This is a genomic window from Moraxella bovoculi 237 (genome assembly GCF_000696305.2).
Taxonomy (GTDB): domain Bacteria; phylum Pseudomonadota; class Gammaproteobacteria; order Pseudomonadales; family Moraxellaceae; genus Moraxella; species Moraxella bovoculi.
Genome location: NZ_AOMT01000026.1, coordinates 1 through 12,676, shown reverse-complemented (window position 1 = coordinate 12,676; position 12,676 = coordinate 1). Strand labels below are relative to the sequence as shown.

13 protein-coding genes and 3 tRNA genes are annotated in these 12,676 nt (G+C 46.0%); 6 read left to right on the top strand and 10 right to left on the bottom strand.

Annotation, left to right across the window (positions count from 1 at the left end):
- Positions 1-5: 5 nt before the first annotated feature.
- The 10 genes from MBO_RS06880 to MBO_RS06840 form a co-directional block, all read right to left on the bottom strand.
- Complete coding sequence (locus tag MBO_RS06880; protein WP_080702218.1) at positions 6-2,426, bottom strand: ComEC/Rec2 family competence protein; 2,421 nt, start codon at positions 2,424-2,426, stop codon at positions 6-8.
- Positions 2,427-2,441: 15 nt separating this feature from the next.
- Positions 2,442-3,173, bottom strand: coding sequence for a 2-C-methyl-D-erythritol 4-phosphate cytidylyltransferase (ispD, locus tag MBO_RS06875; RefSeq protein WP_036366057.1), 732 nt, complete (start codon positions 3,171-3,173; stop codon positions 2,442-2,444).
- A gap of 69 nt (positions 3,174-3,242) precedes the next feature.
- Positions 3,243-3,680, bottom strand: a complete 438-nt coding sequence (locus MBO_RS06870; protein WP_227712689.1) for an FtsB family cell division protein — start codon at positions 3,678-3,680, stop codon at positions 3,243-3,245.
- 11 nt (positions 3,681-3,691) lie between these two features.
- Positions 3,692-5,008 (bottom strand): phosphopyruvate hydratase, encoded by a 1,317-nt coding sequence (eno, locus tag MBO_RS06865; protein WP_036366054.1) that lies wholly within the window; start codon positions 5,006-5,008, stop codon positions 3,692-3,694.
- 35 nt (positions 5,009-5,043) lie between these two features.
- The gene (kdsA, locus tag MBO_RS06860; RefSeq protein ID WP_036366050.1) at positions 5,044-5,907 is read right to left on the bottom strand and encodes a 3-deoxy-8-phosphooctulonate synthase; all 864 of its coding nucleotides are present in this window, start codon (positions 5,905-5,907) and stop codon (positions 5,044-5,046) included.
- A 94-nt stretch (positions 5,908-6,001) separates the two neighbouring features.
- Positions 6,002-7,630 (bottom strand): CTP synthase, encoded by a 1,629-nt coding sequence (locus MBO_RS06855; RefSeq protein WP_036366046.1) that lies wholly within the window; start codon positions 7,628-7,630, stop codon positions 6,002-6,004.
- 101 nt (positions 7,631-7,731) lie between these two features.
- Positions 7,732-8,280, bottom strand: a complete 549-nt coding sequence (locus MBO_RS06850; RefSeq protein WP_227540072.1) for a lipoprotein N-acyltransferase Lnb domain-containing protein — start codon at positions 8,278-8,280, stop codon at positions 7,732-7,734.
- Between the two features lie 6 nt (positions 8,281-8,286).
- Positions 8,287-8,415 (bottom strand): hypothetical protein, encoded by a 129-nt coding sequence (locus MBO_RS10200; RefSeq protein WP_257791624.1) that lies wholly within the window; start codon positions 8,413-8,415, stop codon positions 8,287-8,289.
- Between the two features lie 149 nt (positions 8,416-8,564).
- Complete coding sequence (locus MBO_RS06845; protein WP_160169674.1) at positions 8,565-8,735, bottom strand: hypothetical protein; 171 nt, start codon at positions 8,733-8,735, stop codon at positions 8,565-8,567.
- A gap of 10 nt (positions 8,736-8,745) precedes the next feature.
- A complete protein-coding gene (locus MBO_RS06840; protein ID WP_036366044.1) occupies positions 8,746-9,321 on the bottom strand; it encodes a DNA-3-methyladenine glycosylase I in 576 nt (191 codons plus the stop codon).
- Between the two features lie 198 nt (positions 9,322-9,519).
- On the opposite strand from MBO_RS06840, the gene MBO_RS06835 reads away from it, so the two are divergent.
- From MBO_RS06835 to MBO_RS06810, 6 genes are all read left to right on the top strand, one after another.
- Positions 9,520-9,837 carry a rhodanese-like domain-containing protein gene (locus MBO_RS06835; protein ID WP_036366042.1) on the top strand — a complete coding sequence of 106 codons (318 nt, stop codon included), beginning with the start codon at positions 9,520-9,522 and terminating at the stop codon, positions 9,835-9,837.
- A 172-nt stretch (positions 9,838-10,009) separates the two neighbouring features.
- Positions 10,010-10,086, top strand: a tRNA-Pro gene (locus MBO_RS06830).
- Positions 10,087-10,164: 78 nt separating this feature from the next.
- Positions 10,165-10,241: transfer RNA gene (locus MBO_RS06825), tRNA-Arg, on the top strand.
- Between the two features lie 25 nt (positions 10,242-10,266).
- Positions 10,267-10,342: transfer RNA gene (locus tag MBO_RS06820), tRNA-His, on the top strand.
- Between the two features lie 145 nt (positions 10,343-10,487).
- Positions 10,488-11,294 carry a thiazole synthase gene (locus tag MBO_RS06815; protein WP_046701214.1) on the top strand — a complete coding sequence of 269 codons (807 nt, stop codon included), beginning with the start codon at positions 10,488-10,490 and terminating at the stop codon, positions 11,292-11,294.
- A 16-nt stretch (positions 11,295-11,310) separates the two neighbouring features.
- Positions 11,311-12,675: a WS/DGAT/MGAT family O-acyltransferase gene (locus tag MBO_RS06810; RefSeq protein ID WP_036366039.1), complete on the top strand. Its 1,365-nt coding sequence runs from the start codon at positions 11,311-11,313 to the stop codon at positions 12,673-12,675.
- The last annotated feature ends 1 nt before the right edge of the window (position 12,676 follow it).

The window sequence follows — 12,676 nt, the reverse complement described above, 5'->3', positions numbered from 1 at the left end:
ACCCACTATCGTGCCCGCCATAACGTCGCTTCAAAATCAACCATCACATCAGCATCATCTTTGGCAAACGCATGCGACAGCCATAAAGACGCACCAGCCTCAGGCCTTGGCATAATATCCATATCCACACATAGAAGTCGCCATAGATGCCATACATCTTCATGGGTTGCCGCATTGACGATAATTTGCTTGATGTCGCTAGGCAACAGCTCATCACTCTCAGCTTCCATTGGTTGATCGATATTAAATCCAAGCTCACTACTGATCTCAATTGCGCAATCCCAAACAGCCACATCATTAATCTGCTGCCAACCTGTCAGCATGCGAATGCTCACGCCGTCATACTGATGGATTTGGCCGGCTTGACATGGCTCATCAATGACATTGGCAAGCTTTAGAACGCCCTGTCCTGCGCGCCAATAACGCTCTATGGGTAGACGCGCATGAATCGCAGCGGTCAGCTTGGTGAGTGCCTGACCAGAATTCTGCGCAACAACACCAGTTAGATTTCTTACGCCCAGACGCTTTAATTCATCAATGAGTACATCAATTTGACCATCAGGCAATGACTTAATGCCAAAGTCCGCCAGCAATAGCCACGAATGAGATTGGTGTTGAATGAGTACAACTTGCAAGGCTTGATTATCAGTTTTGATAACTTTAGCGGTGGGCTTGGCATCCTTAGGTGTATAAAAATGACCGTTCATCAACAGCATTAGTAACACTGATAAAGGTATGATGGCTGCACTCTTAGGCAGCGCCTTCGACAGCATGGGCAATATCGCTAAGACAGCAAGCACCAAGCCTAACATCCCAAATGGCACATACAGCCAAGAATCACCCACCAAACCAAATTCAAGCGCGGTATGAAGCTTTAATAATATCCAAGAACTAAGCGACCACAACCCGTCCGCAAGGCTTGGTGAAATTGCATAAATCACACCCGCCAGCAGATTTATCGGCAGGATGATTGAGCCAAACAGACCAATGGCAAATAAATTTACCAACACACCCCACAGCGACACCTTGCCAAAAAACAATATCGAAACAGGTAGCATCCCGATAAATAACCACAACTGCAAAGCAGTGGCACTCTTAGCCTTTTGCCAAATTCTTGTTGCAGTGGTCACTTCTTGAATAGGCGTACTTTCATATCTCATGAGCAGTAACACTGCCACAAAAGACAGCCAAAATCCCGCCTGCCACAACACATAAGGATCAAGCCACGTCATGATCAGCGCAACAATAAACAACAAGGACAAATTTGACACTGGCAGAACAAAGTACCTAGCCAAAGCCACCGCCCCAAGCATATACACAGTTCGCACTGCAGGCACATCAAAGCCTGTAAAGGTGGCATAAATCAAACTCGCTGCTACCATGATAATAAGGCGAATCTGCTTGCGAGAAACAGCGCCATATACTTTAGGAAATTTATCTAACAACCAAGAAGTCAGCCCCGCCAATATCAGCGCCAAAAATAACACATGCATGCCCGATATCGCCAATAAATGCGATATGCCCGCCAGTTGATAAAGGTCCTTGGTTTGCCTACTGATGAGCGATCTGTCTCCCGTTAGCAGGCTTAAAGTTACCGCCCTTGCTTGTTGATTAAAAATGTCGTAATCATGCCAATCTTCATAAAAATGAGCACGCAATCGCTGCCTTAATCCTTGCAGCCTTGTACTGATGCGATAATCATCAGCCGATTCGATCTGATCCACAGACAGCACGCGTGCAGTGGCATGAATGTCACGAGTTCGTAGCCATACATTGCTGTCAAAGCCGCTTGCGCTCTTTTGTGTACTTATTGGCTCAATGAGCAAGGTAAGTTTCGCGGAGGTATTTGGAATAAGGTTATTTAATTGCGCCAAGGCTGGGTTATTTTGATCACGTCTTGGCGAAGCACTAAGAAGCACGTTCATGCTGTTAGGCAATTCAATGGCATCAGATGCGACTGACTCAGATATCTCGCCAAATGGATTGGCGGATATTGTCGCATTGGTAGCTTGTGGACGGTTGGTAGGTCTAATGTCTGTAATGGTTACCTTTTGCCGATAAGCAGACTCTGATACGGGATCGTAGATACTGTCACTAATCTCGCTAACGTCTGTGATGGCGGTGACGGTATGGCTTTGACTGATGGTATGCTGCTCGAACTGCACATACGCCATCATCGAGCGCAGTACAAACAATAACCCGATCACCAGACCACATGCACAGATAATCAAAGCTTTTGAAATACATCTACATCGCTGTACCCACACAGTCATAAGCACAATGAACACCAGATCAAAAGACAACCATCCAAAAGACGATGGTGCAGACAACCAAGCTTCAAGAGTATCACCAAGCCTGATGCTTGGCATCAAAGCCAGCACGCCAAGCACTAACCCTATGACGATAACACTCATTAAACTTGGCATGGGCTAATCAATGTCCTACCGCTCATTTTTGATGAAATTCTGCAATATCAATTCCATCAAAGGCAAATCCTCAGCATAGGTAAGCTTCATGTTAAGCCTAGATCCTTGGACGATTTGCACTCCAAGCCCCAACATCTCAAAGCCACTCGCCTCATCTGTGATCATCAGATTGTCTTTGGCGATCTGTGATAGTACCCACTCAAGCTTATTTAAGCGGAAAGCTTGAGGTGTCTGGGCTTGCCACAGACCCGATCTATCGACTGTCTTGATAATACCCTGCTCATTTGTAGCTAGCTTTAGTGTGTCCACCACAGGTGTTGCTAAGATTACACCATCATGCGATGTACTTTCAAGAGTATCCAACAACCGTACCAAATCCACCTTGGGCAGACAAGGGCGCGCCGCATCATGAATCACAACCCAATCATCATCCAGGCCGCCATGTTCTCGTATTGCTTGCACACCTGAATGCACCGACTGCCAACGTTCAGCACCACCTACCGCATGACGGATTGGGCGACTAAATTTAAAATCCAGCTCCGATGCATACTCATCACCGCCTGCCAATACCAGCGTCAGATCATCAATACCATCTACATTGAGTCTTTCGATGCTTTCTTCTAAGACAGTTCTGTCCGCCAAGCTTAGATATTGCTTAGGCACTGCCGCCCCAAAACGTGAACCCTTACCAGCTGCCACAATTAAGGCGTGAATCTTAGGATGGTAATGCGATTGATGATTTGACATTGGTGGTACTTATTATCAAGAAATTAAAAAGTTAAAAAATAAGATTGGCTTTCACCAATCTTATGTCTGTTATCGCGATGGCTCGCCACTTTCTTTGATCAACCCCTCGACAGGTTCAACAGCATCCACCTCATTGCTCGTTGCCATTTGCCGACTATAAGTAATCGGCGCATTTGACATCTGATAGAAAGTCTCGCCCGGCTTAATTAAACCCAAATCAAGTCGCGCGTGCTCTTCGATTGCAGATGATTGCGTCTTTAGATCACGAACATCAGCACGCAGCAGATTATTGGTATAAGCCTGCTCGGTGTTAAAATCATTCTGCTTGGCGATCTGAGCATTAAGATTATTCAGATTGGCACGACCATTCTCACCATGCCAATACTGCTGCTGCAAAAGCGCAAGTACGATGGCAGCAAAAGCGATCAAGCACACATAACCCATCACGCCAAGCCCTTTTGGTGGCGTGATGATTTGTGTTGATTTTTTGGTTACAGGACTTGCCACGCTCACCCCAATCAACCGCGCAGACCGATGAACTCTTCACGACCGCGGAATGCTGCCGTTACTTGTTGTTCGATGCGTAGCAGTTGGTTGTATTTCGCCACGCGGTCAGAACGGCATAGCGAACCTGTCTTGATCTGACCAGCCGCTGTGCCTACTGCTAGGTCAGCAATGGTAGAATCTTCAGTTTCACCTGAGCGATGGCTAATTACAGTCGCATAGCCGTTTTCTTTAGCCAGATAGATCGCATCTAGTGTCTCGGTCAGTGTACCGATCTGGTTGAATTTGATCAAGATGGCATTAGCGATGTTCTTATCAATGCCTTCACGCAGAATTTTTGGATTGGTGACAAACAGATCATCACCCACCAGCTGAACTTTATCACCTAACTGCTTGGTTAAGTACGCCCAGCCATCCCAATCGCTCTCATCCAGACCATCCTCAATTGAGATGATTGGGTATTGACGCACCAAAGACGCCAAATAGTCAGCAAAACCTTCGCTGGTGAATGCTTTATTGCCCTCACCCTCTAGGATGTACTGTCCATTCTTATAAAATTCTGATGATGCACAGTCAAGCGCCAAATAGATGTCCTGACCTGCCTTATAGCCCGCTTGTTCAATGGCTTGCATGATGACAGTGATCGCTTCTTCGTTTGACCGTAGGTTCGGTGCAAAACCGCCCTCATCGCCAACAGCAGTGTTAAGACCTTGTGATTTTAGGACAGATTTTAGACTGTGGAAAATTTCTGTACCTGCACGCAAGCTCTCTGAGAAGCTGTTAAAACCAACAGGCTCAATCATGAATTCTTGGATATCAACCGTATTATCTGCGTGCGCGCCACCATTTAGGATGTTCATCATTGGCACAGGCATGGTAAGAGAAGTCTGACCACGTAGGTTTGCGATGTACTGATGCAGTGGTAGGTTTTTGGCGGTTGCTGCGGCACGCGCTGCAGCCAAAGACACCGCCAAAGTAGCGTTCGCACCCAGATTACCTTTGTTCTCAGTACCATCTAGATCGATCAGGATTTTATCCAACTCGTTTTGGTTGGTAACGTCTTTGTCTAGTAATGCAGTGCGAATTTGACTGTTTACGTTTGAAACCGCTTTTTTAACACCTTTGCCTAGGTAGCGAGATTTGTCGCCATCGCGCAGTTCTAACGCTTCACGAGAACCTGTTGAAGCGCCAGATGGCGCGGCAGCACGGCCGCACACACCATTTGCCAAGATCACATCGGCTTCGATGGTTGGGTTGCCACGTGAGTCTAGAATTTCACGGGCGATGATGTCTTTAATTTCAACAGCATTGTCAGTAGTTTCAGCGTACATAAAAGCATCCTTTTTTGATGAATAAATCTACAAAATTAATGAGTGTCCAATACAGCAAAGCCCTTGACCAGATCATCAATCTGCTTTAACTGCGTCAAGAATGGTTCAAGCTGTGACAGTCTTAGCGCGCATGGCCCATCACATTTGGCATGATCAGGGTCTGGATGCGATTCTAAGAACAGACCGGCAAGTCCCGTGGCCATACCCGCTCGGGCAAGCGTGGTAATCTGATGACGACGACCGCCCGCACTGTCAGCGCGTGCACCCGGCTCTTGCAAGGCATGAGTCACATCGAAGAACACAGGCACGTTCATGGCTTTCATCGTATCAAAGCCAAGCATGTCCACAACCAGATTATTATAGCCGAACGATGTGCCGCGCTCACACAGGATGACCTTATCATTACCAGCTTCTAGGCATTTATTGATGATGTGGCGCATCTCGTGCGGTGCTAAGAACTGTGCTTTTTTGACATTAATGACCGCACCTGTTTTTGCCATGGCGTTAACAAGATCGGTTTGACGGCTCAAAAAAGCAGGCAGCTGAATGATGTCAGCCACTTTCGCCACTGGCGCTGCCTGATAAGGCTCATGCACGTCTGTGATGATGGGCACGCCGTATTTTTCTTTGATGTCATTAAGCCAAGTTAGACCAGTTTCAAGGCTTGGGCCGCGGAATGAAAGTAAGCTTGAGCGGTTCGCCTTGTCAAAGCTGGCCTTAAACACATAGCCGATGTTCAGGCGCGTGCAGGTGTCGATGTAGCTTTCGGCGATCTCAAAAGCAAGTTCACGGCTCTCAAGTACATTCATGCCGCCAAACAGCACAAATGGCTTGTCATTACCAATCTCAATGCCCGCCACATTAATATGCGACAATGGCGCGGTTAATGATTGCGTCATAACATTATCCTTTATGAGTCTCTTTGGATATAATCCATCCAAATCAAACTTTATGAATAAAAAGCACACCAAGCGTCTTGATGTGCTTCATGAATTAGCCTTTCACATCAATCGCTGCTTTAATAAAGCTATTAAACAGCGGATGTCCGCCACGCGGCGAACTGGTAAATTCTGGGTGATATTGCACCGCCACGAACCAAGGATGATCACTGATTTCAACTGACTCAACCAGATGCTGCTTGGCAGAGTAGCCAGAGATCTTCATGCCTGCATTCTCTAGCGGTTCGATGTAGCGGTTGTTCATCTCATAGCGATGGCGGTGGCGTTCGGTGATGGTGGTCGCCCCATAGATCTTAGCAAGCTTCGTACCCGCAACAAGCCGGGCTTCTTGTGCACCCAGACGCATCGTGCCACCAAGGTCACTATCATCAGAACGAATCTGCAATTCACCCTTCTCATCGAACCACTCTGTAATAAGTCCAATGATTGGGTCGGCAGCCTTACGGTCAAACTCGGTAGAGTTCGCCTGTAGACCTAACACATTGCGCGCAAATTCAATCACGGCAAGCTGCATGCCTAGACAGATGCCTAGGTAAGGCTTCTTGTTCTCACGAGCGTATTGAATCGCCATCATCTTACCAAGAGTACCACGCTCGCCAAATCCACCAGGAACTAACACTGCGTCGCATGATTTTAGCTCGTCCATCAGATGAGCTTGGGTTTCTAATTTCTCAGCATCGATGTAGTGAATTTTTACTTTTGTTTTATTATGGATACCGGCGTGTAGCAAGGCTTCATTGACAGACTTATAAGCATCAGGCAGCTCTACATATTTACCGACCATCGCCACGACGATCTCGCCTTCTGCGGTGAATAGACCCTCAATGACCCTGTCCCAATCAGACAGATCCGCCTCCGGCACAGCAAAGCCAAAGCGTTCACAAACTAAGTCATCAAGATCTTGTTCGTAGAAGTTACGCGGAATCTCATAGATGCTGCGCGCATCTTTACATACGATGACAGCACGCTCTGGAACGTTGGTGAACAGTGCAATCTTACGTTTAGTATCGGCATCGACATCGTGCTCAGTACGACAAACCAAAATATCAGGCTGAATACCGATAGACAATAGTTCTTTGACAGAGTGTTGAGTCGGCTTTGTTTTAAGTTCGCTGGCAGATTTGATGTATGGCAGTAGCGTCAAATGCATGAGCATCGAATTGTCATGCCCAAGCTCAACTTGAAGCTGGCGAATCGCCTCCATAAATGGCAAGCTCTCAATATCACCAACCGTACCACCAATCTCAACGATGGCAATGTCAAAGCCCTCGCCCGATGCGCGAACACGGCTTTTGATTTCATCGGTGATGTGAGGGATAACTTGAACTGTACCGCCCAGATAGTCGCCGCGACGCTCTTTGGCAAGTACCGTCTGATAGACGCGACCTGAGGTGAAGTTGTTGACCTTGGTCATCTTAGAATGACGCAAGAAACGCTCATAATAACCCAAGTCAAGGTCTGTCTCCGCACCGTCTTCGGTCACAAAAACCTCACCGTGCTGGAACGGACTCATCGTGCCTGGGTCAACGTTAATATATGGATCCATCTTGGTCATGGTAACTTTTAGACCACGGGCTTCCAAGACAGCAGCAAGAGAAGCGGCAGTGATACCTTTACCCAATGAGGATACCACACCGCCAGTTACAAAGATAAATTTAGTCATAATAATTCATCATTTACTGGTAAAACCGAATTTTACTAAAATTTACATAAAAAATATAGGGGGCGAACGAAATTTTTTCTTTTCGAAGAAATGCAAAACCATCATCTTGGCAGATTTTCTCGTATCTTTTTGGAGAATTGCTCGATTGTGATGGCATTACCATCGTCATACATGGCAACTTTTGAGTTAATGTGGGCGATTTTTTTCCATTGATCAGGATCGTACTTAGGTCTGATTACACCCAATTCAATCAGATAACTTGGCAATCTGCCAGACACCAGCACCCGATAATCAAAAGGCAGTATCTTAGCATCTGCATCAATCATGCGAACCAACTGATAAATCACGGTCGTGCAGTTACTTGTGATGGTTTGGCACCATTTAGGCTGTTGGTTAAGCTCATGGCCTTTTTGCAGATAGGTCATGAACAGCGCTCTCATTTTTTGTTTATCATAGGTTAAAGGATGCAGATACACCGATTCGTGGCGCATGTTAGATCGGGTAAAGATGATGCCTTTTTCGTCGGCGGCAATCACAGAATGCTCAAACTGCCGAAAAAACCCACCGATATTAGAAAATGACTCGCCAACTTCTTTACGAATCTCCACCGAGAATGCAAGTCGCTGCCCATCAGCAGAGCCAAAAGTCACCAAAGTTTACGCAATATTCTCATTACCCCAGATCGACAGCACCAAATCCATCGTCTCAAGCTGATTTAAATCATAGGTTCGAGTCTGCCAATCTACATCGTAATCCGTCTCGCTTCGCCAATGAAAGTTACGCACACTCTGCACGGTGATGAGATTAGGATTGGCAGGATCTTGGGTATAATCAAAAATGTGCTGAACTTCAAGGTTTCAGTTCCGCTCATGGCTCGGCTCATCCCAATCCACACAAAGACCGACAACACCGAACACACCAACGCAGCAGCCAATTAACTGGGTACAGATAATGAGATAAATTTCGTTAAGACGATCGCGAATACCGAACAGCCCAAAAGCCCAATCAGCGCGTATGCCCATACCTCAAACGGCAAATGAACCCAAAGCGCCAAGCATGCAGTCCTGTAACCACCACCATCAATAAAGCCCAAACCATCGTCCAAGCTCTCATCTTTACTTCCTTTTGTATGTGCAGTCTATCACATGATCATCGACCATGCCGCATGCCTGCATGTAAGCATAACAAATGGTTGGGCCGACGAATTTAAAACCGTCTTTTTTTAGCTGCTTAGATAGTGCTTGACTTGCCTGCGTTTGTGTTGGTATGTCATTGATGTCTTTAGGATGATTTATCAGCGGGGTTTGAGATTGATGATTTGCCACAATGCCCCAGACATAATCATTAAATGATTGATTTTGTTTGATTTTAAGATAAGCTTTGGCATTGCTGATGATCGCTTCGATCTTTAGCCGATGACGGATGATGCCCTCATTATTCATCAATTCATCAACTTTTCGGCTGTCGTATTGGGCAATCTTTACAGCGTCAAAACCATCAAAAGCTTCATAATAAGCCTTGCGCTTTTTTAAGACCGTAATCCAGCTAAGTCCTGCTTGCACCCCCTCTAAGCATAGCATGGCGAACAGCTTGTCATCGTCATGACAAGGCACGCCCCATTCATGATCATGATAAGCCTGATAGATTGGATCATCACCGCACCAAGCACAGCGTTTTATTATTGAATTCATATACTGACTTATCTGAAAAAGTCATATTATACGATTTTTTTGTGAATGAACGCCAAGACTTTTGATGACCAAATCTGCAAATATGTAATTCATCGTCTTAATCAAGCCAGAGACACAGGTTGCCAATCATTCTTTATTTGCAAAATAGACGATAAAGCCTTAAGATAAAGAAACTTATGTTATATTTTACGATGATTCATGATTACTCAAATTGATATTAAAGACTTCACACCCTCTGCAAACAAGACCATCTATGATGTGCGCGATGAAGCCAATTATAAGGCAGGTCACATCGAATACGCCCAGAACCAACCGATCGAAACTTTAGATCAAGCGCTGCTAGACAGCACGACAGGCGATGTCTATGTGCTATGCGGTGGTGGCACCAAAGCCGAACGCGCCTGCACACTACTCAACGAAATCGACCCGACGCGCAACATCATTCATATCACCGGTGGCACACGAGGTGCGAAAGCTCTCGGCATGCCAATCATCAGCGAATCAGACAAATCTTAATATAGAATCAATGTGTCAATCTTGATGATTTAAAAGTTATTAAAATTCAAATAGTTATGAATTTTTTATAATTTTTTTAAAAATTTTTATTGACACATTTACGACTTGGCTGTATTATACGCACCACAACGACGGCAGACACCGATGAATAATCAGTCAAACCTAAGTAATTCGGAGTGTAGCGCAGCTTGGTAGCGCATCTGGTTTGGGACCAGAGGGTCGGGGGTTCGAATCCCTCCACTCCGACCATATTTAAAGCCTTAACGGCTTTTTTTGTTAGTAGTATTTGATTTTTCTACGGAAAATTGCTAACATTAAGCCACTCGAGCGCCTGTAGCTCAGTTGGATAGAGCATCTGCCTTCTAAGCAGGTGGTCGCAGGTTCGAATCCTGCCAGGCGCGCCATTTGCCTGTTTTATTTTTAGTTATGGTGGGTATAGCTCAGTTGGTAGAGCCCCGGATTGTGATTCCGGTTGTCGTGGGTTCAAGTCCCATTACTCACCCCATATTTTAAAGCCCGCTTTTATAGCGGGTTTTTTGTATTTATATTTTCCACACACCCAAGAGTCAAAATTTTACTAAAATTTTGTGACAAATTTTGTTATACTAAGTTCCAATTTTTATCATACTTTAAAATAAAAGAGCAACAACATGAACGCATCAGACAACCCCTTAATTAATGACACCTTTACCATTGGTTCTCGCACTTTCTCATCACGCCTACTGGTCGGCACAGGCAAGTATAAAGACCTAACCGAAACAGGCAATGCCATCAAAGCCAGCGGCAGCGAGATAGTAACCGTCGCCATTCGTCGCACGAACATCGGTCAGAATAAAGGCGAACCCAATTTGCTAGACGTCATCTCACCAGAAGACTACACCATCTTGCCTAATACAGCAGGCTGCTTTGATGCCGATAGTGCGATTCGCACCTGCCAGCTGGCACGCGAACTGCTAGATGGTCATAATCTGGTTAAACTAGAGGTTCTGGGCGATGAAAAAACACTATATCCCAACGTCACCGAGACCCTAAAAGCGGCTCGAGTGCTGATCGATGACGGCTTTGAAGTGATGGTATATACCTCTGATGATCCCATCATCGCCAAAGAATTGGAAAACATGGGCTGTGTTGCCGTGATGCCATTAGGCAGCTTGATCGGGTCAGGATTAGGTCTATTAAACCGCCACACGCTAAGCCTAATCATCGAGAACGCCAACGTACCTATCTTGGTAGATGCTGGCGTTGGCACTGCGTCTGATGCTGCCATCGCGATGGAGTTGGGCTGTGATGGTGTACTAATGAATTCTGCCATCGCTCATGCACAAAACCCTGTATTAATGGCACACGCCATGAAGAACGCCATCAACGCAGGTCGCCAAGCCTTCTTGGCAGGACGTATGCCTGCACGCAAAATGGCGGTTGCAAGCTCACCCCAGACTGGCTACTTTTTCCAGTAACCTGACGGAGTGATGAGTGCGCACCTTAACTGCGGTTGATTTTTTATTCTTATTGCTAGAGACACGCAAACAGCCCATGCACGTCGCTGGGCTTTGCATGTTTGAGCTGCCACCTTCTGCCGACGATGATTTTGTTACGCAACTGGTCGATCAGATCAAAAGTGGCAAAACCACCCCAAGCTTTCCTTTTAATCAAGTATTAAAGAACGTCGGGTTTTGGGATAAAGATGATCACTTTGACATTAATCATCATTTCCGCCATATAGCCCTACCGCGCGCCGGCGGTGATGCTGAGCTAATGGCTTATATCTCGCGTGAGCATGGGCGCATGATGGATCGCACCAAGCCACTTTGGGAATTTCACCTCATCGAAGGCATTGCACCCATTCAAGATGGCGCACCAAAACGATTCGCCATTTATCTAAAAATTCATCACGCTATGGTCGATGGCATCGCCGCGATGCGATTGCTTGAGCGCTCATTATCCACTTTACCTGATGACAGATTTATGCTGCCGTTTTGGTCATTATCCACTAAATATCGCAGTCAGATTGGTGCCACCTTACCAATACATAAGCCTGCTTGGACAATCATCAAAGAACAACTTGGCACGATAAAACCAGTCGCCCGAGAGATCCTGCGCGGCTTTAATCATCGCCACCGCAATAATTTTATCAGCACTTTTGATGCACCAAAATCCCTACTAAATCAGCGCATCTCCAGCGCACGAACGCTTGCGATGCGATCCTTTGACAAAACAAGATTTGCCAACGTCGCACAAAAATTTGACGTCACCACAAACGACGTCATCCTAGCAGTCTGTGCCGGCGCACTTCGAGAGTATCTATTAAGCCAAAACGCTCTGCCTGATAAGCCGCTCATCGCTTTCGTACCAATCAGCCTTCGCCAAGATAACAGCAGTCTGGGCAATCAGCTGTCATTCCTACTAACCAATCTTGGCACACATGAATCAAATCCCATAGCGCGCCTAAAAACCATCAAAAGTAGCATCAGTGATGGCAAAAAACGCTTCTCTCGCATGACGCAGGCGCAAGTGATCAATTACAGTGCCCTAACTTATGGATGGGCAGGCATCAATCTGGCAACGCGTGCTTACCCTGCCAAACAAGCCTTTAATTTAATCATCTCTAACGTCCCTGGGGACAATATGCCTTTGTATCTAAATGGTGCAAAACTGGCAGGCATCTTCCCCGCCTCGGTGCTGTTCGATGGGCAGGCATTAAACATCACCCTTGCCAACTATCAAGATAAGCTAGACTTTGGCATTACGGCATGCAGCAGTGCACTGCCAAACATCGACAGGCTTCCCGACCTGATCGAAAAACACATCGCTGAATATGAAAATACAACCGCCGAATAAT